This is a genomic window from Pseudomonas sp. GW821-FHT07F01 (assembly GCF_059418825.1).
In genome coordinates this window covers 513,067-538,283 of the sequence record NZ_JBWKQO010000006.1, presented here as the reverse complement: position 1 = coordinate 538,283, position 25,217 = coordinate 513,067, and the positions used below count along the sequence as shown (strand labels likewise).

Here is a 25,217-nt window from a genome sequence, read left to right as displayed (position 1 = left end):
GCAGAAACGACAAAGGGCCCGATTAAGGGCCCTTTGTTTTTTACATCAACGACTTATCAAGCGAACGGATGACGCAGAACGATGGTCTCGTTGCGGTCCGGGCCTGTCGAAATAATGTCGATCGGCGCGCCGACCAACTCTTCGATGCGCTTGATGTAGGCCTGGGCGGCGGCAGGCAGCTCTTCCAGGGTCTTGGCACCCAGGGTCGACTCGCTCCAGCCCGGCATCTGCTCGTACACCGGCTCCAGGCCGATGTAGCTGTCGGCGTCGGTTGGCGCGTCGATGACTGCACCATCCTGGTTCTTGTAGCCGACACAGATATTGATGGTTTCCAGGCCGTCCAGAACGTCCAGCTTGGTCAGGCACAGGCCCGAGATGCTGTTGACGTCGATGGCGCGACGCAGGATCACGGCATCGAACCAGCCGCAGCGACGAGCGCGGCCGGTGGTGGCGCCGAACTCATGACCACGCTTGGCCAGGAAAGCGCCGATGTCGTCGAACAGCTCGGTGGGGAACGGGCCCGAGCCCACGCGAGTGGTATAGGCCTTGGTGATGCCCAGGATGTAGTCCAGGTACATCGGACCCACGCCCGAACCGGTGGCGATACCACCAGCAGTGGTGTTGGAGCTGGTGACATACGGGTAGGTGCCGTGGTCGATGTCCAGCAACGAACCCTGGGCACCTTCGAACATGATGTCCTTGCCGGCGCGGCGCAGCTGGTGCAGCTCGGCAGTCACGTCGAGCATCATCGGCTTGAGCAGTTCGGCGTATTCCATGCACTCGTCCAGGGTCTTCTGGAAGTCGATGGCCGGCTCTTTGTAGTAATTCACCAGAACGAAGTTGTGGTAGTCCAGCAGCTCGCCCAGCTTGGCGGCAAAACGCTCGCGGTGGAACAGATCGCCGATGCGCAGGCCACGACGTGCAACCTTGTCTTCGTAAGCCGGGCCGATGCCGCGGCCGGTGGTACCGATCTTCTGCTCGCCACGGGCTTTCTCGCGGGCCTGGTCCAGGGCCACGTGATAGGACAGGATCAGCGGGCAGGACGGGCTGATACGCAGGCGCTCGCGCACCGGCACACCCTTCTCTTCCAGCTTGACGATTTCACGCATCAAGGCATCCGGAGCTACCACCACACCGTTACCGATCAGGCACTGCACGCCTTCGCGCAGCACACCGGACGGAATCAGGTGCAGGACGGTCTTCTCACCGTCGATCACCAGGGTGTGGCCAGCGTTGTGGCCACCTTGGTAGCGCACTACGGCGGCGGCATGTTCGGTCAGCAGATCAACGATCTTGCCTTTGCCCTCATCACCCCATTGGGTGCCCAGGACTACGACATTCTTACCCATAACACTTGTCCTCATTCGCGCAAACTTGGTGCCGGCAGCCGCCGGCAGGAAAACTCAAGAAGCCAGCGGCAATACTTGCCAAAGCCCATTCTGCTGAATCAATTGCCGGTCGCAGTCCGCTTCACGGGCGGCGGCCAAAGGCTGCCCAGGCAAGGCCTGAACCACACGTTGACCCTCACTGCGCAAGCGGCAGACGGTCTGCCAGAGTGCCGCGTCAGTGTTGTCTGGCATCCAGATACCGCCAGACGGTAGCTCGACTTCAGCACGCCCCAGGGTCACCAGGGTTTTCAAATCGGTGGAGAAACCAGTCGCGGGACGGGCACGCCCGAAATCCGCGCCGATGTCATCGTAGCGCCCGCCCTGGGCGATGGATTGGCCCACGCCTGGAACAAATACCGCGAACACCACACCGGTGTGGTAGTGATAGCCGCGCAACTCGCCAAGGTCGAAATACAGCGGCAAGTCCGGGAACCGCACGGACAGGCGCTCGGCAATGGTCAGCAATTCATCCAGCGCCAGCAGCACAGACGTCGGCGCACCGGCCAGGCGACGGCGGGCATCGCCCAGCACTTCGCGGCTGCCGCACAGGTCCACCAGGGAGCGCAGCATGTCCGCCAGGTCGGCCGGCAGGCCTTCCGTCAGGCTGATGACCTCGTCGATCGCCTTGCGTTGCAGGGCATCGAACAGTTGCTGTTCAACAGCACCGGACAAGCCGGCGGCCTGTGCCAGGCCACGGTAGATGCCAACATGTCCCAGATCCATGTGCACATCGGGCACGTCGGCCAGTTGCAGCATGGCCAGCATCAGGCTGATGACTTCAACATCGCTGCTCGGGCTGGCATCGCCATACAACTCGGCCCCCAGCTGGATCGGGCTACGCGAGGACGACAAGGCACGCGGCTGCGCATGCAGCACACTGCCGGCGTAGCACAGGCGGCTCGGCCCTTCGCGGCGCAGGGTGTGGGCATCAATACGCGCCACCTGCGGCGTGATGTCGGCCCGAAACCCCATCTGCCGGCCCGACTGCGGGTCGATGACCTTGAAGGTACGCAGATCCAGATCCTGGCCTGCACCTGTCAACAGGGATTCCAGGTATTCGATATGGGGAGTGACGACGAACTCGTAACCCCAACTCTGAAACAGATCCAACACCTGACGACGCGCCACTTCGATGCGCGCCGCTTCCGGCGGCAATACTTCTTCGATGCCATCTGGCAGCAGCCAGCGGTCTACCGTTGCCATTACGCCATTCCCCTATGGTCCGGGCGGCAAGCCTGGGGCCAGCCTTAGAGTGAAGCAGAAAACAGTCGCATCCGACGCGAGCTCAGCCGGACAGGCAGCCAGGAATCAGCTGTACAGACCATTTTCCTCGAAAAATCTTGCCGGACTCTTGAACGAGCCACGGCCAATCAAAGATGCAGACGCAAAAAAGCCGGGAATTTCCCGGCTGCCGCATCATACACCCGTTTTCCCAAAGGATCACCCCGCGAGGCGTTTTAGCCGCCCGGCGGGGTGCTCCAGGGTCAGGGCCTGATCAAGGCTTGGACTTTTCCAGGTAGTGGAAGAAGTCGCTGCTTGGGTCCAGAACCATGACGTCGGATTTGTTCGCGAAGCTTTCACGGTAGGCACGCAGGCTACGGTAGAACGCGTAGAACTCCTGGTCCTGGCCGTAGGCCTTGGCATAGATCGCCGCTGCCTGGGCATCACCGTCACCGCGAGCCTCTTCAGACTCCCGATAGGCTTCAGCCAACAGCACGCGACGCTGACGATCGGCATCGGCACGGATGCCTTCCGCCAGTTCGTTACCCTTGGCCCGGTGCTCGCGAGCCTCACGCTCACGCTCGGTGCTCATGCGCTCGAACACGCTGCGGTTCACTTCCTTGGGCAGGTCGATGGCCTTGACCCGGACATCGACCACTTCGATACCCAGCTCCTTTTCCGCCATCTTGTTCAGCGACGCCGTGATATCCGCCATCAGCGCGTCACGCTCACCGGAAACCACTTCGTGCAGGGTGCGCTTACCGAACTGGTCACGCAGGCCCGACTCCAGGCGACGGGAAAGACGCTCGTCGGCAATCTGCTTGAGGCCGGAAGTCGCGGTGTAGAAACGCTCGGCATCCTTCACCCGCCACTTGGCGTAGGCATCCACCATCACGGCTTTCTTTTCCAGGGTCAGGAAGCGCTGCGTCGGTGCATCCAGGGTCATCAGGCGTGCGTCGAACTTACGCACCTGGTTCACGTAGGGCACTTTCACATGCAGGCCAGGCTGGACATCCGCCTGAACCACACGACCGAACTGCAGCAACACCGCACGCTCGGTCTGAGCGACGATGTAGAAGCTGTTCCAGGCAACCACCGCCACGACAACGCCCACGATCAGGGCGATCAGCGATTTATTGCTCATCAGCGAGTCTCCCTAGAACGCGTCTGCTGCTGTTGCTGCATATGGTCAGCCGCGGCGCGCGCATTCGCTTCATTGCTGGCCGCCGACGCTGCGCCCGTTACCGGAGCACTGCCGCTACGACCACTGTCGATCATCTTGTCCAGCGGCAGATAGAGCAGATTGTTCTGCCCGCCCTTGCTGCCAGTCACCAACACCTTGCTGGTGTTGCTGAAGACTTCCTGCATGGTGTCCAGGTACAGGCGCTGACGGGTGACTTCAGGAGCCTTGCGGTACTCGGCAACCAGTTTGGTGAAGCGATCTGCCTCACCTTTGGCCCGGGATACCACTTCGTCACGGTAACCGTTGGCATCCTCGAGGATGCGCTGGGCCTGACCACGGGCTTCCGGCACGACGCCGTTGGCATAGGTTTCAGCCTGGTTGCGCGAACGCTGTTCATCTTCACGGGCACGGATCACGTCATCGAAGGCTTCCTGTACTTCACGCGGTGCCGCTGCGCTCTGTACGTTCACCTGGGTCACGGTGATACCGGTGCGATAGTTGTCCAGGAAGCGTTGCAGACGCTCCTTGATCTCACTGGCCATCAATTCACGACCTTCGGTCAACACCTGGTCCATGGCGGTGGAACCCACCACGTGGCGCAGGGCGCTGTCGGTCGCATGCTGCAGGCTGATTTCCGGCTGATCGACGTTCAGCACGAAATCCTGCAGGTTGCTGATCTTGTACTGCACGGTCAGCGGCACTTCGACGATGTTCTCGTCCTCGGTGAGCATCTGGCCCTGCTTGGTGTAGGCACGCTCGCGCGTGACGTTTTCCATGTACTTGCGATCGATCGGCGGGAAGTAGATGTTCAGACCCGGGCCGACGGTTTCGTAGTATTTGCCGAAGCGCAGCACTACGGCCTGCTCCTGCTCGTCTACTACATACACCGCGCTGTACAGCCACACGGCAGCCAGCACGACAAGACCGATACCCAGCAGGCCGAAACCACCGCCCTTGCCGGAACTACCGCCGTCATCACCACGTTTCTTACCACCACCGAACAACCCATTCAGGCTTTCCTGCAGCTTACGGAAGGCCTCGTCGAGATCTGGTGGCCCCTTGCGATCGCCATTATTGCGGCGCTTACCACCCCAAGGGTCCTGATTATTCGAGTTGCCACCCGGCTCATTCCAAGCCATAGCGCTCTCCATCTGATAAAGCAAAGACGCACCCACGGCGCGCCGACCAATGCTACAGAATGCCTGCTACAGCGGCACAACCGCTTGCCCAGGCTTTTATTGCAAAGTGTGTTGCTCGATGAATTCCGACGGCTGCATGCCTTCGCGACTGACCAGCCGGTTCAACTCGGCCCGTGGCAGGCGAACAGCAAGCAGGCTGACACCTTCGTCGTCGTGATCTTCTTTCTGCACAGCGTTCAACTGGAAAAACTGTGCTCGCAGTCGAGCAAAACGCTGAGGCAAGCGCAAGGTGCCTACAAACAAATCTTCACCCAGCAGCTCGGCGATGGCCTGCTTGAGCAGATCCAGCCCCTGGCCATCACGGGCCGACAGCCAGACCCGCTGCGGCTTGCCGTCAGGGTCGCGCTGGATCTGCGGCTCCACACCCTCGAGCAAATCGAGTTTGTTATAGACCTCCAGGATCGGCAAGTCTTGAGCCCCGATCTCCCCCAGCACCACCATCACCTGCTCGATCTGCGCCATGCGCTCGGGCTCATGGGCATCGATCACATGCAGCAGCAAATCGGAGTTGCTCGATTCTTCGAGGGTAGCCCGAAACGCCTCCACCAACTTGTGCGGCAGGTGGCGGATGAACCCCACGGTATCGGCCAGCACAATCGGCCCCAGGTCATCCAGCTCAAGCCGGCGCAGGGTGGGGTCGAGGGTGGCGAACAATTGGTCGGCAGCGAAAACATCGGACGCAGTGACCGCATTGAACAGCGTGGACTTGCCGGCGTTGGTGTAACCCACCAGGGACACTGAAGGGATATCCGCACGCTTGCGGCCACGACGGGCCTGCTCACGCTGGCTGCGAACCTTCTCCAGGCGCGCCTTGATCTGCCGCAGACGCACTCGCAACAGGCGCCGGTCGGTTTCCAGCTGGGTTTCACCGGGCCCGCGCAGACCGATACCGCCTTTCTGCCGTTCAAGGTGAGTCCAGCCACGAACCAGACGGGTGCTCATGTGCTCAAGCTGGGCCAGTTCAACCTGGAGCTTGCCTTCATGGGTGCGCGCGCGCTGAGCGAAGATATCGAGAATCAGACCCGTGCGGTCGATCACGCGACACTCGAATACACGTTCGAGGTTACGTTCCTGACTGGGTGTGAGGATGTGATTGAAAATCACCAGGTCTACCTGTTCGGCTTTGACCAGGTCGCGTAACTCCTCGACCTTGCCGCTGCCAACCAGGTATTTGGCGGTTGGCCGATGACGCGGCACGCTAACAAACGCGACGGTCTCGGCGCCGGCCGATAATGCCAGCTCCTGAAACTCCTGCGGATCTTCGCGCGCCTCAGGGTCCTGACCATCCAAGTGAACGAGAATGGCCCGTTCACCACCACCGTGGCGCTCAAAGAACAAAGGAGACTCCTATCAGGCGTTACCTGGCTCAGCGTCACCCTGTTCGGATTCGGAAGCGCTAGGCAGGCGAATCGGGCGAACTGGAACCACTGTCGAGATAGCGTGCTTGTAAACCATTTGGCTGACGGTGTTCTTCAGCAGGATGACGAACTGGTCGAAAGACTCGATCGTACCTTGCAGCTTGATCCCGTTGACCAGATAGATGGAAACCCCAACCTTCTCTTTACGCAATGTATTCAAGTAAGGGTCTTGTAGCGAATGCCCTTTTGACATGTGCCGCACTCCTTTAAGGATCAATAATAAAAATCAGAAAACAGATGGCCAAAGCCGTCACACCCCCAAGGATAGACGGCAATTGCAAGGACTCAGCTCAATATGGAGATCGTCCCCAAGTATTTCAAGGCGCGTGGCAGATTGTCGCAATCCAGGCTGTCCAACCATTGCAGGTCAGCCCAACTACGTAACCAGGTGAACTGGCGTTTCGCCAATTGGCGCGTGGCAATGATGCCCCGCTCCTGCATTTCGGCTGACGTCAGCTTGCCATCCAGATGATCCCAGACTTGGCGGTAGCCCACTGCACGTATAGACGGCAACCCGGCATGCAGGTCACTTCTGGAACGCAGAGCTACGACCTCGTCAATGAATCCCTGTTCCAACATTTGTGTGAATCTTTGTGCAATACGCTGGTGCAGTACCTGGCGATTCGCCGGAGCGATGGCCAGATTGGCGACAGTATAGGGCAATTGACTGCGTCCCGATGCGCCTGCTTCAGTACTTTGCGCCAATTGACGCTGGCGATGGGCGGTCATTGTCAGGCCACTGACCCGATAGACCTCAAGCGCCCGGGTCAGACGCTGGGGGTCGTTGGGGTGGATCCGCGCCGCCGACTCGGGGTCCACCGCCGCCAGCTGGTCGTGCAGGGCCTGCCAGCCAAGGCGTGCAGCCTCGTCCTCCAGCTCGGCACGTACCTGCGGATCCGCCGCAGGCATGTCCGCCAGGCCTTCAAGCAGCGCCTTGTAATACAGCATGGTGCCGCCCACCAACAGCGGGATCTTGCCCCGGGCGGTGATATCGGCCATGGCCGCCAGCGCATCGGTACGGAAATCCGCCGCCGAGTAGCTCTCGGCAGGGTCGAGAATATCGATCAGGCGATGGGGAAACTGCGCCAGCAGTTCCCTGGAAGGCTTCGCGGTGCCAATGTCCATGCCGCGGTAGACCAGCGCCGAGTCGACACTGATCAGCTCGCAAGGCAGCACCTTGGTCAGTTCGATGGCCAGATCGGTCTTGCCCGCAGCGGTCGGGCCCATCAGGAAAATCGCTGGAGGAAGCTGGGTCATCAACGGCCGCGCAGAAAGAGTTTGTCCAGATCGTCCAGGCCCATTTGGGTCCAGGTCGGTCGACCGTGGTTGCATTGGCCACTGCGCTCGGTGTTTTCCATGTCCCGCAGCAAGGCGTTCATTTCCGGCAGGGCCAGGCGTCGATTGGCGCGGATCGCGCCGTGGCAGGCCATGGTGCCGAGCAGCTCATTGAGGTGGGCCTGGATCCGGTCACTGGTGCCGTACTCCATCAGGTCCGCCAGTACGTCGTGCACCAGGCGATTGGCTTCCGCCTGCTTCAACAATGCCGGGATCTGGCGGATCGCCAGGGATTCCGGGCCCAGGCGCTGCAGCTCGAAGCCCAGGCGCTGGAACCAGCCCATGTGTTCTTCAGCGCAATCGGCCTCACGCTGGCTGACGGCAATCGACTCCGGCACCAGCAACGGCTGGCCGCTCAGGCCTTCGCTGGCCATGGCCACCTTCAAGCGCTCGTACATGATCCGCTCGTGAGCCGCGTGCATGTCCACCAGCACCAGACCCAGGGCGTTTTCCGCCAGGATGTAGATCCCCTTGAGCTGGGCCAGGGCATAGCCCAGGGGCGGAATGTCCTCCTGGCCGTCCGGCAAGGCCGCCGCCGGCGCCCCCGGCAACGGGGCAAAGAACTCGCGGTACACGCCCTGGCTCTCGGCGGCCGGCAACACTGGCTGTGGCCGTGGCGTGTACTGATATTGATAGCCACTGCCGGCTCCCGCGCCCGGCGCATTGAAGCTCGGCTGGGATTGGGGCTGCTCCAGAGCCAGGTTCGCGGCCAGGCGCATCTCACCCTGAGGCCCGAACTCACCGGCCTCGATACCTGTCGGGCGCACGATGCCGGCGACCGCCGCCGGCGCCGCCAACTGGTCCTCGGGCCGCACATCACCCAGGGCCCGGTGCAAGGTGCCATAAAGGAAATCGTGCACCATGCGCCCGTCACGGAAACGCACTTCGTGCTTGGTCGGGTGCACGTTGACGTCGACCACCGACGGGTCGACTTCGAAAAACAGAACAAAGGTCGGGTGTCGACCGTTGAACAGAACATCGCGATAAGCCTGGCGTACCGCGTGAGCCACCAGCTTGTCCCGTACTGCGCGACCGTTGACGTAGAAGTACTGCAGGTCCGCCTGGCTGCGGGAGAAGGTCGGCAAGCCCACCCAGCCCCACAGATGCAAGCCGTTGCGCTCGACCTCGATGGGCAACGCCTGCTCCAGGAAGCCCGAACCGCACACCGCCGCCACACGACGGGCACGAGCGGCGTCGTCCTTGGCTTCGTGCAGGCTGAGGATGCTCTTGCCGTTGTGCCGCAAGTGGAAGGCCACGTCGAAACGCGCCAGGGCCAGGCGCTTGATCACTTCCTGCAGGTGATCGAACTCGGTCTTTTCCGCCTTGAGGAACTTGCGTCGTGCCGGCGTATTGAAGAACAGATCGCGGACTTCCACCGAAGTGCCTACCGGGTGCGCCGCCGGCTGCACCCTTGGTGCCATGTCCCGGCCTTCGGTTTCCACCTGCCAGGCCTGCTCGGCATCCCGGGTACGGGACGTGAGGGTCAGGCGCGCCACGGAGCTGATGGAAGCCAGGGCCTCGCCGCGAAACCCCAGGCTCATCACCCGCTCCAGGTCTTCAAGGTCGCGGATCTTGCTGGTGGCGTGCCGGGCCAGGGCCAGCGGCAAGTCGTCGGAGGAAATGCCGCTACCGTCGTCACGTACCCGCAGCAGCTTGACCCCGGCCTGCTCCACATCCACATCGATGCGCCTGGCGCCGGAGTCCAGGCTGTTTTCCAACAGCTCCTTGATCACCGAAGCCGGGCGCTCGACCACCTCGCCCGCGGCAATCTGGTTGGCCAGGCGCGGGCTGAGCAGCTCGATGCGCGCGCTACTGATTACCGATTCACTCATTCCTTGGCCGCCAGTTCTGTACCGGGGATGGTCAACACCTGCCCCACTTTCAATTCATCGCTTTTCAGGTTGTTGGCACTGCGTAGCGTGGCCGCGGAGACCTGATAGCGCACGGCGATCATGGCCAGGGTTTCCCCCGGATTGACCCGGTGATCACGCGGCCCCTGGGCGATCTTCCCGGAATCGCGCAGCCAGGCAATATAGGTGCCCGGTGGCGGGTTCTGCTGGAAGAACTGCCGCACGCCGCTGCTGATGGAGCGCGCCAGGGCCTGCTGATGGCTGGCGGTGGCCAGCTTCGAGGCCTCGTTGGAGTTGGAGATAAAGCCGGTTTCCACCAGGATCGACGGAATATCCGGAGATTTGAGCACCATGAACCCGGCCTGTTCCACCCGCTGCTTGTGCAACGGAGTCACCCGGCCGATGTTGTTCAGGACTTTCTGCCCGACATTCAGACTGGAGGTCAGGGACGCTGTCATCGACAGGTCCAGCAGCACCCCGGCCAGCATCCGGTCCTTGTCATCCAGGCTGACGTTGCCAGCCCCGCCGATCAGGTCGGAACGGTTCTCGCTGTCCGCCAGCCAGCGCGCGGTTTCCGACGTGGCACCACGTTCAGACAAGGCAAACACCGACGCGCCAAAGGCCGCGGCCGAAGGCGCAGCGTCGGCATGGATCGAGACGAACAGGTCGGCGCCCTTCTTGCGGGCGATCTCGGTACGACCGCGCAATGGAATGAAGTAGTCGCCAGTACGGGTCAGCTCGGCGCGGAAACCCTTGAGGCCATTGACCTGACGTTGCAATTCGCGAGCAATGGCCAGCACCACGTCTTTTTCATGCTGCCCGCGGGAGCCGGAGGCACCCGGGTCTTCGCCGCCGTGGCCGGCATCGATCACCACAATGATGTCGCGCTTGCCCGCCGGGGCTGGCGGCAGCTTGATCGCCGGCTCCGCCGGAGTGACGGGCACTGCTGGGACAGTGGCCACAGTAGGTGGCGGCGCAGCAGGTGGCGCGGCGTCAGCCGGGTTGTCGAACAGATCGACCACCAGGCGATTGCCGTACTGAGCGTTGGGCGCCAGGGTGAAACTCTTCGGCGTGACGGCCTTTTTCAGGTCGATGACCACCCGCAGGTCACTGGGCGTGCGCTGTGCCGAGCGCATGGCGGTAATCGGTGTATTGGCCGTGGCGACGTTCAGCGGACCGCCAAGGGTCGCGCCATTGATATCGATCACCAGACGATCCGGGGCCGTCAGGGTAAAGACGCTGTGCTGAACCGGGCCGGACAGGTCGAATACCAGTCGCGTGTTATCCGGTGCCCGCCACAGGCGGACGCTGCGAACCTGTGTAGCGGCCACAGCATCGACGGCCAATGCCGTAAGCAACAGTCCTACGACAGCAACCAACGCGCGAATGCGCATACCTAACCCCATCAATTATTTGAATTCCAACGCCAAAGCGGCACACCAGGACTCGCCACGCGAGCCTTGAGACAACAGATGCACAGAACGCCCATTGTTATGCGGGGTAATGGTAATGGTCAGGTCAGGCTTTGGCAAAAAGCCTGCACCACGCTGGGGCCACTCCAGCAGGCACAGAGCATCGCCCTCGAAGTAGTCGCGAATCCCCAGGAACTCCAGCTCCTCAGGATCCACCAGGCGGTACAGGTCGAAGTGGAAAGCCCGCACCGAGCCGATCTCGTACGGTTCGACCAGGGTAAAGGTCGGGCTCTTCACTGCCCCCGCGTGCCCCAGGCCACGGATGATCCCTCGCGACAAGGTGGTTTTGCCCGCTCCCAGGTCACCCTCGAGGAAGATCACCCCCACGCCTTGGGTCACCCGGGCAATACGTGCACCAAATTCCACCATGGCCGGTTCGTCGGCCAGAAAAAGGGTTAACTCAGACACGGTGATTGTTCCTCCAACAACTGACGAATGGCTGGAATCAGATCACTGGCCGCCAGCCCTCGGCCCAATTTGCCTTGCTGCTCGCCCGCGCTGGCATGCAGCCAGACAGCCAGGCAGGCGGCATCGAATGCCGACAAGCCTTGCGCCAGCAAGGCGCCGATCAGGCCAGCCAGCACATCACCCAAGCCTGCCGTGGCCATCGCCGGATGCCCTACGTCACAGCGGGCCAGCTGCCCATCGGCAGTGGCGATCAGGCTACCGGCCCCCTTGAGTACCGCAACCGCTGCGTATTTTTTGCTCAACGCCAGGGCCGCTGCAGGGCGATCCGCCTGCACCTCGGCGCTGGAGATACCCAGCAGCCGCGCCGCCTCTCCCGGATGGGGAGTGATGACACTCGCGGCAGGCAGTTGCAGCCCGCGCTCGGCCAGCAGGTTCAAGGCATCGGCATCCCACACCTGGGGCAACGGCGCATTGGCCGCCGCCGACAGCAGACTGCGCCCCCAGGCGCCCTGCCCCAACCCCGGCCCGACCACCAGCACCGTGGCCCGAGCCAGCAACCCCATCAACTGGTTGGCCGAATGAGTGCCCTGGGTCATGACCTCCGGCAAGCGCGCCGCAGCGGCAGCCACATGCTCACTGCGGGTCGCCAGGGACACCAGCCCCGCGCCACTGCGCAAGGCACTTTCCGCACTCAGCAAGGCGGCGCCGGCAAAACCTCGATCGCCCCCAATCAGCAACAGGTGGCCGAACTGGCCCTTGTGGGCATCGCGAAGTCGTCCATTCAGATGTGGCAAATAGCCAGAAGTCAGCAACTGAACGTCAGGTAGCGGGTGTTTTGTCTGCGGCATGCGTCTTCGAGCTCCGATGTCTGGCAGAATTATACGCACCTCAGCCCCGGTTTCTCTCGCCTCATGCCCGCTATTACCCAGGATCTTCCCGCTCTCGCCCAATCGATCAAGGACTGGGGCCGCGAACTGGGCTTTCAACAAGTCGGCATCAGCGGCCTGGACCTGGCCGAGCATGAGCAGCACCTGGAACGCTGGCTCGCCGCCGGCTACCACGGCGAGATGGAATACATGGGCGCCCACGGCAGCAAACGCTCCCATCCCGACCAGTTGGTGCCTGGCACCCTGCGGGTGGTTTCGCTGCGCATGGACTACCTGCCCGGCGACACCCAGATGGCCCAGCGCCTGGCCCAGCCTTCCAAGGCCTATGTTTCGCGCTATGCCCTGGGGCGCGATTATCACAAGCTGATCCGCAAGCGCGTACAGCAACTGGCCGAGCGCATCCAGCAAGCCATCGGCCCCTTTGGCTACCGCGCCTTCGTCGATAGCGCTCCGGTGCTGGAAAAAGCCATCGCCGAACAGGCCGGGCTCGGCTGGATCGGCAAGAACACCCTGGTGCTGAATCGCAAAGCCGGCAGCTACTTCTTCCTCAGTGAACTGTTCGTCGACCTGCCCCTGCCGGTGGACGCGCCCCACGCCACGGAGCACTGCGGCCGCTGCACCGCCTGCCTGGACATCTGCCCGACCAACGCCTTCGTCGGCCCCTATGTGCTGGATGCCCGACGTTGCATTTCCTACCTGACCATCGAGCTCAAAAGCGCCATCCCCGAAGACCTGCGCCCGCTGATCGGCAACCGGGTATTCGGCTGCGATGACTGCCAGATCGTCTGCCCCTGGAATCGCTTCGCCCGCTCAACGGCCGAGGGCGACTTCAAGCCCCGGCACAACCTGGACAATGCCGAACTGGCAGAGCTGTTCATGTGGGACGAGGACAAATTCCTCAGCAATACCGAAGGTTCACCCTTGCGCCGCGCCGGCTACGAGCGCTGGCTACGCAACCTGGCGGTGGGCCTGGGCAACGCACCCTCTAGCATTCCGGTGCTGGAAGCCCTCAAGGCCCGCCAGGACTACCCCTCGGAACTGGTTCGCGAACATGTGCAATGGGCCCTGGACCAGCACGCCAACCGTCAGTGTTCGTCGTTGTAGACGAACTTGGGCATTTCCCAGTGAAAACGGATCGCCAGCAGGCGCAATAGAAAGCCGCCGAACAGGGTGACCAGGATCGACTGCTCGCTGGGCAGTTGCAGGTAGATGCACAGCATGTAGCACCAGGCCGCGGCGAAGGACACGCTGGCGTACAGCTCGCGGCGAAAGATCAGCGGGATATCGTTGCAGAAGATGTCCCTGAGGATGCCGCCAAAGACCCCGGTGATCACCCCACTGACTGAAGCCACCAGCATGCCGTGGCCCATTTCCAGGGCAGTCATGCAGCCGATCAGGGTAAAGGCCACCAGGCCCACGGCGTCGAGCACCAGAAACAGCGAGCGCAGGTGACGCATCAAGGGCGCGATGAAGATCGTCACCAACGCCGCCACTGAGGTCAGCACCAGGTATTCCGGGTGCTTGACCCAGGTCAGCGGGTAGTGGCCCAGCAGCACATCACGCACCGAACCGCCGCCGAGTGCGGTGACGCAGGCAATCAGCACCACACCGAACCAGTCCATGCCGCGCCGGCCGGCAGACAGGGCGCCGGTCATGGCTTCGGCGGTAATGGCAATCAGATAAAGCATCAACAGCATGATGGCGGTCCTTGCAGGAAGGCGCGCAGTCTACTCAGTTGAAGCGGGCACCAAAAGGGGGCGGGTACGGGCGCCGAGTCGCAGCGGGCGCCCGTTCGCCGGCAAGCCGGCGCCTGCGGGTCAGAACTTGATGAAGTGCTTGCGGTAGTGCTGGAGCTCGGCAATGGACTCGCGAATATCGTCCAGGGCCAGGTGGGTGCTGCCTTTCTTGAAGCTGTCGCGCACGTCCGGCGCCCAGCGGGCGGCCAGTTCCTTGAGGGTCGAGACGTCCAGGTTGCGGTAGTGGAAGTAGCTTTCCAGAGCCTTCATGTGGCGGTACAGGAAGCGCCGGTCCTGGCAGATGCTGTTGCCGCAGATCGGCGATTTGCCCTTGGGCACCCACTGCTCCAGGAAGGCAATGGTCTGGGCTTCGGCTTCGGCCATACTGATGCGGCTTTCGCGAACCCGCTGGGTCAGACCGGAACCGCCGTGCTGGCGGGTGTTCCACTCATCCATGCCGGCGAGGATCTCGTCGCTCTGGTGGATGGCGATGACCGGTCCTTCAGCCAAGGTGTTGAGGTTGCTGTCAGTGACAATGGTGGCCATCTCGATGATGACGTCGGTGTCAGGGTTCAGACCGGTCATTTCCAGGTCGATCCAAATCAGGTTCTGCGGGTTTTGCATGGGTGGGCTCCTCGGCGTAGTTGCGCAGTTTAGCCTAGAGGGCCTGCCCGGCGTGCTAAACTCGCCGCCGTTTTACCTATCCGCCGTAATTATCGACACGGAACACCAATGGCCAAACGCCAGCTCAATCGCCGCCAAAACTGGCGCATCGAAAAGATCCAGGGTGAGCGCGCCGCCCGCGCCGCCAAACGCGAGTCCTCTGCCGTCGAGGCGCTGGAAGGTGGCGACCTGGGCCCGGAACAGACCGGCCTGGTCATCGCTCACTTCGGCGTCCAGGTCGAAGTCGAGGCTCGCGAAGGCGAAACGGCCGGCCAGGTATTCCGCTGCTACCTGCGGGCCAACCTGCCGGCCCTGGTGACCGGCGACCAGGTGGTCTGGCGCGCCGGCAACCAGGGCATCGGGGTGATCGTCGCGCAACTGCCGCGCAGCACCGAGCTGTGCCGCCCGGACAGCCGCGGCCAGCTCAAGCCAGTGGCCGCCAACGTCGACATGATCGTGATCGTGTTTGCGCCCATGCCCGAACCCCACGCCAACCTGATCGACCGCTACCTGGTAGCCGCCGAGCATGCTGGAATCCGGCCGTTGCTGCTGCTGAACAAGGCCGACCTGATCGATGAGCAGAACGCCCCTGCGCTCAACGCCCTGCTCGCGGTCTACCGCCAGCTGGGCTACCCGCTGCTGGAGGTCTCGGCTCATCACGGCGACGGCATGGAGCAGTTGCAAGCCCTGCTGGACGGGCGCATCAGTGTATTCGTCGGCCAGTCGGGGGTGGGCAAGTCGTCCCTGGTCAACAGCCTGCTGCCGGAAGTCGAAACCCGCGTCGGCCCGCTGTCGGAGTTCTCCGGCCAGGGCACTCACACCACCACGACCGCGCGCCTGTTCCACTTCCCCGGTGGCGGTGAGCTGATCGACTCCCCCGGTATCCGTGAGTTCGGCCTCGGCCATGTCAGCCGCGCCGATGTCGAGGCCGGGTTCATCGAGTTCAATGACTTGCTGGGCACCTGCCGCTTCCGCGATTGCAAGCACGATCGCGAGCCGGGCTGTGCCTTGCTCAAGGCCCTGGAAGACGGGCGCATCCAGCAGCAACGGATGAACAGCTACCGCTCGATCCTCGCCAGCCTGCCAGACAACAGTTACTGATTGACCTGACCCAGATACGACAAGGCCGCGATCTTCGCGGCCTTGTCGTTTGTCACTTCGCCGTGCCCGGCGTAGCGGGCGGCGTCACCGGAGCAGTGGGAGCTGGAGCCGGAGCCGGAGCGGAAGACTGGCCCGCCGCACCCTGCTCGTCCATCTTCAGCACACCGTCCTCGAAGATATTCATACGTTGACGCACCTCGTGCGCCGGCAGCGGTTCGCTACCGGGCGGCAAGGCATTCGGGTCGGCTGCCGCCCCCGGTACTTCACCGGGAGCACCGCTACCCTGGGTCGGTACCGGAGCATTGGGATCGGTCTGCTCACCCTCGATGGCACGCTGGGCCTTCTTGGTCAGCACGACGATATCGATGCGCCGGTTGACCGGGTTGAACGGGTCCTTACGATCGAATAGCGCCGACGAAGCAAAGCCCACCACACGCGCAACTTGCGGATCAGGATAACCACCCGCCACCAGCGCCCGACGCGCAGCGTTGGCCCGGTTGGCCGACAGTTCCCAGTTGCCGAAGTCGCCAGTGCCCGAATAGGGTTTGGCGTCGGTGTGACCGCTGATGCTGATCTTGTTCGGCACGGTCTTGATGGTGTCGGCCATGGCCAGCAGGATGTCTTCGAAATACGGCTTCAGACGTGCACTGCCGGAGTCGAACATCGGCCGGTTCTCGGCGTCCATGATCTGGATCCGCAAGCCGTCCGGGGTGATCTCGAAGAGGATCTGGTCCTTGAACTTCTGCAGTTGCGGGTTCTCTTCAACCTTGTTCTGCAACTCTTGCAACAGCAACTCGAGACGCTCGCGCTCGACCTGCTCGGCCATGCCCTCTACCTGGTCGGCATCCACCGTGACCTTGTCCGGTTGTGGCTGGGACTTGATCTCGGGGTTGAGGGTGTTGTCCGGCGCCAGCTCAGGGGAGCCGCCCAGGTCGATGATGTAGGGCGTACCGCTTTCCGAGAAGCCGATCGGATCCTTGAAGTAACCGGCGATGGCGATCTTCTGTTCCGGGGTGGCCGTGGACAGCAGCCACAACACCAGGAAGAACGCCATCATCGCCGTGGCGAAGTCGGCGAAGGCGATTTTCCAGGCGCCCCCGTGATGTCCGCCAGCGAAGCGCTTGACGCGCTTGATGATAATCGGCTGATTATTTTCCATGACTTAGCGACCGCGAACCGCTTGTTCCAGCTCGGCGAAGCTAGGACGGTGCGCCGGGTACAGAACCTTGCGCCCGAACTCCACGGCCAGGGACGGCGGCATGCCGGAAGCCGAGGCCACCAGCGACGCCTTGATGGCTTCGTAGACGTTCAGTTCTTCCTTGGCGTCGTGGGCCAGGGAGTGGGCCAGCGGGCCGAAGAAGCCATAGGCCGCGAGAATACCGAAGAAGGTACCCACCAGCGCCGCACCTACGTGCAGGCCGATGGACTTCTGGTCGCCATCGCCCAGGGAGGCCATGGTCACCACGATCCCCAATACCGCCGCGACGATACCGAAACCGGGCATGCCGTCGGCAATCCCGTTGACCGCATGGGATGGATGCTCGAGGTCTTCCTTGAGGCTGAACAGCTCCATGTCGAACAGGCCTTCCAGCTCGTGGGGAGCCATGTTGCCGGAGGACATGATGCGCAGATAGTCACAGACGAAGGCAGTCATGCGTTCATCCTTGAGCACCGCCGGGTACTTGGCGAAAATCGGGCTGGCCGCGGCGTCCTCGATATCGCCTTCGATGGCCATCATGCCTTCGCGACGACTCTTGTTGAGGATCTCGTAGATCAGGCCCAGCACTTCCAGGTAGAAGGTGTGGGTGAAGCGCGAACTGAACATGCCCAGGGATTTCTTGACGACGTGCATCGTCATATAGCCCGGGTTGGCCTGGAGGAATGCGCCAAAGGCTGCGCCACCGATGATCAGCACTTCGAAAGGCTGGATCAACGCCGCGATTTTGCCGTGGGAAAGCACGTATCCGCCGAGCACGCTCGCGAATACGACGATGATGCCGATAATTTTAGCCATAGGTAGGGGAGTACTTATTGAGTCGGGTTCAAGGTCATATTCGGAAGTTCTTAAAACTCTTCTTCTACTTATCGGCAAAACTGCGCCAGACTATAGCCAGTTAAGGCGAAAAGCCAGTTTGGCCCGCTCTGGGCGTGTTCACAGCAGACGATGATTGCGCCCGACCATGTCTAATGAAACCAGCGTCCCACATTCTCCGCCCGCCTCTCTCGACGCCTGGGTAAAGCTCCTCAATGGCGTGCGCCTGCCGGTGCCCCAGGCCAGCCATGACCGGGTCTGCCGAGCCATCGCCAACAACCGCAGCTCGCTGCGGGAGATTGTCGATCTGATGCAAAACAGCCCGGCACTGGCCTTGAGCGTGATCCGCGAAGCCAACCGGCATTCCCACGGCAGCATGAGCGAACCGGCGGAAAACCTGGAGATCGCGGTCAACCGCCTGGGCCTCAAGCGTACCGAGGAGTTGCTTGAGCAACTGCCGACGCTGCCTGAAGAGCAGATCCCCCAGGCATTGCGCCAGTTCCAGCTGATCAGCCAGCACGCCAGCCAGCAGGCCAATGGCTTCTTTGCCGGACGCCTGGCGCGACTCTGGCAGGACATCCACTGGGGCAGCCTGCTGTTTCTCTCGCCGCTCTGGGCCATGGCCCTGGTCTATCCCAAGCTGCTGGAAGAGTGGGAACTGCGGGTCATCTACAAGCACGAATCCGCACACGACGTTGAACTGCAACTGTTCGGAGTGCGGCTGATGGAAATGTGCCAGGCCCTGGTCCTGGCCTGGCACCTGCCGATCTGGGTCCAGCAGGGCTATCGCCTGCTGACCCAGGAGCAGCACCTGCTGGCCAAGGTCATGCTGATTGCCCGCGACAGCGACAACCCGCTGCGCCAGCAACAACGCCTGGACGCTGAACCGGACCTGCGGCGCTGGCTGAACCAGCCGGCCAACACTGTGTTGCTGGCCAACGGCCTGGCGCTGGCGGCGCAACAGTCCTGGAACAGTCCCCATGGCCGGCGCTGGCAGAACCTTACCGCTCTTTATCTGCAGATCCCCCTGGACCAGGTCCAGCAACAGTTGCACCAACAGGCAGCACAAAGCGCCCGCAACGACACCCAGCCCGATCTCTGGCACCCGGCCCAGGCCCTGCTCTGGCCCTGGGATGCCCGACGCCTGCATCACGGCGAGCAACCAGCCCCGGCGCCCACCGCACTGGAACTGGCCAAGTGGCGCAAGCTCTGCGGCGAACTGTTGCTGGACCCCAGCCCCTTTACCAACGCCGTGCACCTTACCGGCTTTGCCCGGGATGCCCTGGCGGCGTGCGGCATGCACCGGGTCATGCTGCTGATGGTCGATCGCAGCCTGAGCCACCTGCGAGTGCAACAGCTTTACGGCCTGCCCGGAGAAGCGGCCAGCCTGACCCTGCAGGCCAAGCAGAGCCCGCTGTTGCAACGCCTGCTGGAAAAATCCGCGCAGATCCGCCTGACCCCGGCCAACCAGGCCCAGTTCGCCCCTCACCTGCCAAGCTCGCTGCGCCAGCTGTTTCGCGGCGAACACCTGCTGATCCGCTCACTGTCGTGCAATGGCCGGGTACTGATGCTGGCGATCGCCGACCAGGGCGGCGTGCCGTTCTCGGAAATCAGCGTCCAGGCCTTCGGCAAGACCGCCCAGTGCATCGAAAAAGCCTTGCACAGCTTTACCAACCGCAGCCAATGACGCTTGCGCTACAATCCTTCCCTTTGCGCCCTGGGGACCTGACATGTCTGACTTCTCTGGCTTGCCGCTGGTCATTGAACCGAGCGACCTGCTCGCCCGCCTGAACGCCCGCGAACTGATCCTGGTCGACCTGACCAGCGCTGCCCGCTATGCCACCGGGCATATTCCCGGGGCGCGCTTCGTCGACCCCAAGCGCACTCAGCTGGGCCAGGCGCCGGCTCCCGGGCTGCTGCCGCCGCAAGCGGCGCTTGAAACGCTGTTCGGCGAACTCGGGCACAACCCGGACGCGGTCTATGTGGTCTACGACGATGAAGGCGGTGGCTGGGCCGGGCGCTTCATCTGGCTGCTGGACGTGATCGGCCACCACCGCTACCACTACCTCGACGGCGGCTTGCCGGCCTGGCTGGCGGAAGGCCTGTCCGTGTCTACCGAAGTCCCGGCCGCGGTCGGCGGCCCCGTGGCACTGGCCCTGCATGATGAGCCCACCGCCACCCGCGAATACCTGCAAAGCCGTCTCGGCGCGGCGGACCTGGTGATCTGGGACGCCCGCGGACCGCTGGAGTACTCCGGCGAAAAAGTCCTGGCAGCCAAGGGCGGGCATATCCCCGGCGCGGTGAATTTCGAATGGACCGCCGGCATGGATCAGGCACGCCACCTGCGCATCCGCCGCGACATGCCACAGATCCTTGCGGACCTGGGCATCAGCAAAGACAAAGAAGTGATCACCCACTGCCAGACCCACCATCGCTCCGGCTTCACTTATCTGGTGGCCAAGGCGCTGGGCTACCCACGGGTCAAGGGCTACGCCGGCTCCTGGGGCGAATGGGGCAATCATCCCGATACGCCCGTAGAGATTTAAGGTTTTTAAGGACACCCAATGAAAAAGCGTTTGTTCATCATCAGCCAGTACCTGCTGCCTCATCACCTGCTGTCGCGCCTGGCCGGCTGCATTGCCGAGTGCCGCGTGCGCTGGTTCAAGAATGCCTTCACCCGCTGGTTCGCCAAGCAGTATCAAGTGGATATGTCCGAGGCCCAGGTCGAGGACGTGACCGCCTACGAGCATTTCAACGCCTTCTTCACCCGCGCCCTCAAAGACGGCGCGCGGCCGCTGGACCCGACCCCGGGCGCGGTGCTCAGCCCTGCCGACGGCGCGGTCAGCCAACTGGGCCCGATCGAACACGGCCGAGTGTTCCAGGCCAAGGGCCACAGCTACAGCGTGCTGGAACTGCTGGGCGGTGACCCGGCCCTGGCACAGCCGTTCATGGGCGGCGACTTTGCCACCATCTACCTCTCCCCCAAGGACTACCACCGGGTGCACATGCCCCTGGCCGGCACCCTGCGGGAAATGGTCTATGTGCCGGGCCGGATCTTCTCGGTCAACCAGACTACCGCTGAAAACGTACCCGAGCTGTTCGCCCGCAACGAGCGCGTGGTGTGCATCTTCGATACCGAGCGCGGCCCGATGGCGCTGGTGCTGGTGGGCGCGATGATCGTCGCTTCGATCGAAACCGTCTGGGCCGGCCTGGTAACGCCGCCCAAGCGCGAACTCAAGACCGTGCGCTACGACGAAGCCGCCCGCGCTCCGATCCACCTGGAGAAAGGCGCCGAAATGGGCCGCTTCAAGCTGGGCTCCACGGCCATCGTGCTGTTTGGCCCGGACCAGGTGCAGTGGGCCCAAGAGCTGGCTGCCGGCTCGCCCGTGCGGATGGGCCAGGGCCTGGGCCTGCCCAAGGCTTGAGGCCTGAATGCCGGACATAAAAAACGCCGCTGATCAGCGGCGTTTTTTATGGGCGGGGATTTTCCGGCGGCTCAGAGCTGCCCGTCGCGGTCACGGAACCCCAGCAGGTACAGCACGCCATCCAGGCCCAGGGTCGAGATCGCCTGCTTGGCCGACTGCTTGACCAGCGGCTTGGCGCGGAATGCCACGCCCAGGCCGGCAATGCCGAGCATCGGCAGATCGTTGGCGCCATCGCCGACAGCGATGGTCTGCTCCAGGCGCAGGCCTTCCTTGTGCGCCAGCTCACGCAGCAGATCGGCCTTGCGCTGGGCGTCGACAATCGGCTCCACCGCCACGCCAGTGACCTTGCCGTCCACCACTTCCAGCTCGTTGGCGAACACGTAGTCGATACCCAGCTTGGCTTGCAGCTGCTTGGCAAAGTAGGTGAAGCCGCCGGAGAGGATCGCGGTCTTGTAGCCCAGGCGCTTGAGTTCGGCGAACAGGGTTTCGGCGCCCTCGGTCAGGCGCAGGGAGGCGCCGATGGCGTCCAGCACATTGACGTCCAGGCCCTTGAGCAGCGCCAGGCGCTCCTTGAAACTGGCGCGGAAGTCCAGCTCGCCGGCCATCGCCCGCTCGGTGATTTCCGCGACCCGATCGCCGACACCGGCCGCCTTGGCCAGCTCGTCGATGACTTCGGCCTCGATCAGCGTCGAATCCATGTCGAACACCGCCAGGCGCCGGTTACGGCGGAACAGCGAGTCTTCCTGGAACGCGATATCGACGTTCAGCTCCTGGGCCACGCTGAGGAACTCGGCCCGCAGGGCTTGCGGATCGGCGGCTTCGCCACGTACCGAGAACTCGATGCAGCCCTTGCCCTGGTCGGCTGGCATGTCCAGGGGCATGCGCCCGGACAGGCGATCGATATGGTCGATGTTCAGGCCGTACTTGGCGGTGATGGAACTCACGCGCTGCAACTGTTCGGCGGTAACCTTGCGCGTCAGCAGGGTCACGATATGGCGCTTCTTGCCCTGCCCGGCGACCCACTGCTGGTAATCCTCCTCGGACACCGGCGTGAAGCGCACCTGCTGGTCGAGCTTGTAGGCGGTGAACAGGATGTCCTTGAGCACCGACGAGCTCTGCTCGTTGCTGGGAATTTCAACCAGGATGCCGAACGACAAGGTGTCGTGGATCACCGCCTGACCGATGTCGAGAATGTTCACACCACCCTGGGCCAGAACGCCGGTAATGGCCGCAGTCAGACCAGGACGATCTTCGCCGGTGATGTTTATCAGGACAATTTCGCGCAAGGCGCACCCCCGAGGTGGAAAAAAAGCGCATTCTACCCACTTTCGGTGACCATCGGGCACAGCCAGCGCTTTGCCGGTCTAGGGCCTGTCGCTATACTGCGCGTCAACTTCACGGACAAAAGAGCCGAGCTCAGTGAACCGGCCCACGCCAGTTAAAACCGATAACTTCTTCCTGCTGATCTTCCGTGCACTGCGCCACCGCCGTGTGCCGATTGCATTGCGCATTGCCAGCCATAACGTGATCCTGGTCGCCCTGGCCCTGGTGATCTATGCCGGCGTGATGGGCCTGCAGTTCAAGCAAGCCATGCACGAACAAGCCGACGCCCTGGGTCAGAGCCTGACCACCCAGACCGCCACCTCGGCCACCGAGCTGCTGGTGTCCAACGACATCCTCAGCCTCAATGTCCTGCTCAACAATCTGACCAAGAACCCGCTGGTGGCCCACGCGGCCATCTACAGCGTGGACAACCGCATCCTCGCCGAGGCAGGCCAGCGCCCCAAGAGCAGCCTGCTGGGTGAAACCGAGGGCGTGTACCAGACCAAGATCACCTTCCAGGACGTGACCGCGGGCAACCTGCGAATCAGCCTGGACATGGCGCAATTCCAGCAGCCGATGACCATCAGCCTGCAAAGCATGGGCATCCTCAGCGCCATCCTGCTGGCCCTGGCCCTGGCCTTGAGCCTGCGCCTGGGGCGGCACATCTCGACTCCGCTGCTGCAACTGCGAGTCTGGCTGCGTGACCTGGACGAACACACTCCCGCTACCCAGCGCCAGGACGAAATCGGCGATCTGGCGCGTCAGCTGCATGCCCGCCTGGTGCCGGAAAAACCCGAACCGGCACCGCAGCCCGAGGCTGAAGTGCAAGACGACGAGGACGATGAGCCGGCATTCGAAGTGCGCAACCTGCGGGACCCGAGCTTCGACGAAAGCGCTCCGGTAGCAGGCCTCAAGCCTGCACCCCGGCACCAGGTTCACGCCGAAGAAGATGAACTGGACGAGGAAGACCCCTTCGCCGACCTGCGGGACAGCTCATCGACGCCTGCTGCCAAGCCACAACCGCAACCACAGGTTCCGGCCCAGCCCCAGCACAGTGCGGTACTGGCGGTGCAACTCGGTGCCCAGGAGCAACTGCGACGCCTGCCCCGCGCCCGCCTGATGGAACTGCTGGAACGCTACCGCGATTGCCTCGACCAGGCCGCCTCGCTGTACCAGAGCGAACTGCATACCCTGAACGATGGCAGCACGCTGATGCTGTTCCACAGCGAAGACAGCGGTGACGACTACCTGACCAACGCCATCTGCTGCGGCGAGTTGCTGCGCGCCCTGGGCCATGCCTTGCAGATCGAAGTGGCGGACAGCGGCATCACCCTGCAACTGCAACTGGGCCTGACCCTGGGCGACGAACTGTTCGGCCTGAGCCAGATCGACCTGCTGCTCACCGAAACCGCTCAGGATGCCCTGGCCCTGTCCCAGCACAGCCGCAACCTGCTGCTGGTGGAGCGCAAGGTCAATGACGACCCGCTGCTGCGCCAGCGGGCACGTATCCGCCCGATCGCCAGCCCGGAAGGTGCCTGCTGCGTGGAACGCCTGATGGAGCCCTACCCGTCGATGCTGGAGCGGCAACTGGCACGCATGCATGAAACACGGGCCAAGCTGTAAGACTGACCCGCAAAAAGAAGCCCGCCCAGTGCGGGCTTTTTCATGAGCTTTGTGTAGCCGCTGGCGTAGCCTGCGACAAGCCCCGCAGGGACTTCAACGCTGGTGATATCGCTGCGTGCCTGCGGCCCGCTCGCAGCCTTCGGCAGCGGCTACAGGAGATTGCGTTGGCCAGAGCCAGAAACGACAAGGCCCGCTGTTGGGCGGGCCTTGTCTCGCGGCATGTCAACTCAGAACCTGAACACTTCCATATCCGTGCGGATCGGCGTGGCCATCGGGATCTTCGGTTGCTTTTCCTGCTCGGCAGGCTTGGGCGCAGGAGCCGGGGCCGCCTTGCGTGGCACCTCCGCCACCGCCGGCTGATTGGCCAGAGGCTTGAGGGCACCCGACAACTGTTCCGCCAGACGCTGCAACAGCACGCCCTGGGCCTGGACCTGGGACGCCGTGGTTCCCGCGTGCTGCTCCTGCAGATGAACGATGCGGTTGTCCCGCACCTGGCCACGACGGTCGATCAGGCGCCATTGCGCATCCAGCACCGCCGGCTGCGACTTGCCTGAATCCAGGCGAGTGATCGACAGCAGCACCTGGACATCCGGAGTGAAGCCGCTGGTGGCCGGAGCCAATACAACCCGCTGGCTGTCGAGATGACCGGCCACCTGACGCAACAGCAACTGGTCGATGTCCGAAGACAGGCTGCCGGCCCAGCGACCATCAGTGGAGGCCTGCAGGCTGCCATCATCCTGACGCTGCAGGAGGGTTTCACGTTGCAGGTAGTCGGCGATCAGCACCGGCCCCAGCAATACCGACATGCCGGCACTGGCCGGCTGAGCTGGACTTCCGCTGTCCAGCTGATACAGCGACACCGGCTGGTGTACGCTGCAACCCGCCAGGCCAAGAACGCCGGCGAGCAAGAAAACAAGAGGAAGGCGCAGAGCAGTCATCATCCCATCCAGGTG

At 63.0% G+C, this 25,217-nt stretch carries 23 protein-coding genes; 6 read left to right on the top strand and 17 right to left on the bottom strand.

Translation table 11 applies throughout. The features are described from left to right. Nucleotides 1-56: 56 nt before the first annotated feature. From AC07R1_RS24230 to AC07R1_RS24180, 11 genes are all read right to left on the bottom strand, one after another. Nucleotides 57-1,349: an adenylosuccinate synthase gene (locus tag AC07R1_RS24230; RefSeq protein WP_011058943.1), complete on the bottom strand. Its 1,293-nt coding sequence runs from the start codon at nt 1,347-1,349 to the stop codon at nt 57-59. A gap of 54 nt (nt 1,350-1,403) precedes the next feature. Then, a complete protein-coding gene (locus AC07R1_RS24225) occupies nt 1,404-2,591 on the bottom strand; it encodes an ATP phosphoribosyltransferase regulatory subunit (protein WP_011058942.1) in 1,188 nt (395 codons plus the stop codon). Nucleotides 2,592-2,883: 292 nt separating this feature from the next. Further along, complete coding sequence (hflC, locus tag AC07R1_RS24220) at nt 2,884-3,753, bottom strand: protease modulator HflC (protein WP_011058941.1); 870 nt, start codon at nt 3,751-3,753, stop codon at nt 2,884-2,886. Next, entirely contained in the window at nt 3,753-4,931 is a 1,179-nt protein-coding gene (gene hflK, locus AC07R1_RS24215) for an FtsH protease activity modulator HflK (protein ID WP_011058940.1), read from the bottom strand. Before hflK ends, hflC begins: the two co-directional genes overlap by 1 nt. A 96-nt stretch (nt 4,932-5,027) precedes the next feature. Next, on the bottom strand, nt 5,028-6,329 hold the full coding sequence (gene hflX, locus AC07R1_RS24210; RefSeq protein ID WP_011058939.1) for a ribosome rescue GTPase HflX: 1,302 nt from the start codon (nt 6,327-6,329) through the stop codon (nt 5,028-5,030). Nucleotides 6,330-6,341: 12 nt separating this feature from the next. Next, the gene (hfq, locus tag AC07R1_RS24205) at nt 6,342-6,602 is read right to left on the bottom strand and encodes an RNA chaperone Hfq (protein ID WP_007921378.1); all 261 of its coding nucleotides are present in this window, start codon (nt 6,600-6,602) and stop codon (nt 6,342-6,344) included. Between the two features lie 92 nt (nt 6,603-6,694). Then, entirely contained in the window at nt 6,695-7,666 is a 972-nt protein-coding gene (gene miaA, locus AC07R1_RS24200) for a tRNA (adenosine(37)-N6)-dimethylallyltransferase MiaA (protein ID WP_053148774.1), read from the bottom strand. Beyond that, nucleotides 7,666-9,576: a DNA mismatch repair endonuclease MutL gene (gene mutL, locus AC07R1_RS24195; RefSeq protein ID WP_123397747.1), complete on the bottom strand. Its 1,911-nt coding sequence runs from the start codon at nt 9,574-9,576 to the stop codon at nt 7,666-7,668. The genes miaA and mutL overlap by 1 nt, the downstream gene beginning before the upstream one ends. Next, nucleotides 9,573-11,000, bottom strand: coding sequence for an N-acetylmuramoyl-L-alanine amidase (locus tag AC07R1_RS24190; RefSeq protein ID WP_198409248.1), 1,428 nt, complete (start codon nt 10,998-11,000; stop codon nt 9,573-9,575). Before AC07R1_RS24190 ends, mutL begins: the two co-directional genes overlap by 4 nt. A 3-nt stretch (nt 11,001-11,003) precedes the next feature. Beyond that, on the bottom strand, nt 11,004-11,474 hold the full coding sequence (gene tsaE / locus AC07R1_RS24185) for a tRNA (adenosine(37)-N6)-threonylcarbamoyltransferase complex ATPase subunit type 1 TsaE (RefSeq protein ID WP_125062448.1): 471 nt from the start codon (nt 11,472-11,474) through the stop codon (nt 11,004-11,006). Beyond that, a complete protein-coding gene (locus AC07R1_RS24180) occupies nt 11,462-12,322 on the bottom strand; it encodes an NAD(P)H-hydrate dehydratase (protein ID WP_495111002.1) in 861 nt (286 codons plus the stop codon). Before AC07R1_RS24180 ends, tsaE begins: the two co-directional genes overlap by 13 nt. A 63-nt stretch (nt 12,323-12,385) precedes the next feature. On the opposite strand from AC07R1_RS24180, the gene queG reads away from it, so the two are divergent. Next, complete coding sequence (queG, locus tag AC07R1_RS24175) at nt 12,386-13,465, top strand: tRNA epoxyqueuosine(34) reductase QueG (RefSeq protein ID WP_011058933.1); 1,080 nt, start codon at nt 12,386-12,388, stop codon at nt 13,463-13,465. Here queG and AC07R1_RS24170 read toward each other — a convergent pair. Together AC07R1_RS24170 and orn are read right to left on the bottom strand one after the other, a co-directional pair. After that, nucleotides 13,447-14,061 (bottom strand): trimeric intracellular cation channel family protein, encoded by a 615-nt coding sequence (locus tag AC07R1_RS24170; protein WP_169893104.1) that lies wholly within the window; start codon nt 14,059-14,061, stop codon nt 13,447-13,449. The two genes, queG and AC07R1_RS24170, sit on opposite strands and share 19 nt — an antisense overlap. Nucleotides 14,062-14,178: 117 nt before the next feature. Continuing rightward, nucleotides 14,179-14,721: an oligoribonuclease gene (gene orn, locus AC07R1_RS24165; protein ID WP_011058931.1), complete on the bottom strand. Its 543-nt coding sequence runs from the start codon at nt 14,719-14,721 to the stop codon at nt 14,179-14,181. A 108-nt stretch (nt 14,722-14,829) separates the two neighbouring features. Here orn and rsgA point away from each other — a divergent pair, with 108 nt between their 5' ends. Continuing rightward, a complete protein-coding gene (rsgA, locus tag AC07R1_RS24160) occupies nt 14,830-15,861 on the top strand; it encodes a small ribosomal subunit biogenesis GTPase RsgA (protein WP_011058930.1) in 1,032 nt (343 codons plus the stop codon). A gap of 52 nt (nt 15,862-15,913) precedes the next feature. On the opposite strand, the gene motB is transcribed toward rsgA, so the two are convergent. Together motB and motA are read right to left on the bottom strand one after the other, a co-directional pair. Continuing rightward, nucleotides 15,914-17,020 carry a flagellar motor protein MotB gene (gene motB, locus AC07R1_RS24155; protein ID WP_123473056.1) on the bottom strand — a complete coding sequence of 369 codons (1,107 nt, stop codon included), beginning with the start codon at nt 17,018-17,020 and terminating at the stop codon, nt 15,914-15,916. A gap of 3 nt (nt 17,021-17,023) precedes the next feature. Continuing rightward, nucleotides 17,024-17,875 carry a flagellar motor stator protein MotA gene (gene motA, locus AC07R1_RS24150; RefSeq protein ID WP_011058928.1) on the bottom strand — a complete coding sequence of 284 codons (852 nt, stop codon included), beginning with the start codon at nt 17,873-17,875 and terminating at the stop codon, nt 17,024-17,026. A gap of 166 nt (nt 17,876-18,041) precedes the next feature. Here motA and AC07R1_RS24145 point away from each other — a divergent pair, with 166 nt between their 5' ends. The 3 genes from AC07R1_RS24145 to asd are packed head-to-tail and all read left to right on the top strand — an operon-like array spanning nt 18,042 to nt 21,318. After that, on the top strand, nt 18,042-19,580 hold the full coding sequence (locus AC07R1_RS24145) for an HDOD domain-containing protein (RefSeq protein ID WP_220223615.1): 1,539 nt from the start codon (nt 18,042-18,044) through the stop codon (nt 19,578-19,580). A 43-nt stretch (nt 19,581-19,623) separates the two neighbouring features. After that, entirely contained in the window at nt 19,624-20,439 is an 816-nt protein-coding gene (gene rhdA, locus AC07R1_RS24140) for a thiosulfate sulfurtransferase (protein ID WP_065364881.1), read from the top strand. Nucleotides 20,440-20,457: 18 nt separating this feature from the next. Further along, nucleotides 20,458-21,318, top strand: a complete 861-nt coding sequence (gene asd, locus AC07R1_RS24135; RefSeq protein ID WP_015633932.1) for an archaetidylserine decarboxylase — start codon at nt 20,458-20,460, stop codon at nt 21,316-21,318. Between the two features lie 71 nt (nt 21,319-21,389). Here asd and serB read toward each other — a convergent pair whose 3' ends face one another. Next, complete coding sequence (serB, locus tag AC07R1_RS24130; RefSeq protein ID WP_011058924.1) at nt 21,390-22,604, bottom strand: phosphoserine phosphatase SerB; 1,215 nt, start codon at nt 22,602-22,604, stop codon at nt 21,390-21,392. A gap of 133 nt (nt 22,605-22,737) precedes the next feature. On the opposite strand from serB, the gene AC07R1_RS24125 reads away from it, so the two are divergent. Then, a complete protein-coding gene (locus AC07R1_RS24125; protein WP_495111001.1) occupies nt 22,738-24,264 on the top strand; it encodes an AhpA/YtjB family protein in 1,527 nt (508 codons plus the stop codon). Between the two features lie 227 nt (nt 24,265-24,491). Here the strand turns inward: AC07R1_RS24125 and AC07R1_RS24120 are convergent, their stop codons facing one another. Beyond that, nucleotides 24,492-25,202, bottom strand: a complete 711-nt coding sequence (locus AC07R1_RS24120; protein ID WP_026019966.1) for a PqiC family protein — start codon at nt 25,200-25,202, stop codon at nt 24,492-24,494. Nucleotides 25,203-25,217 lie beyond the last annotated feature (15 nt).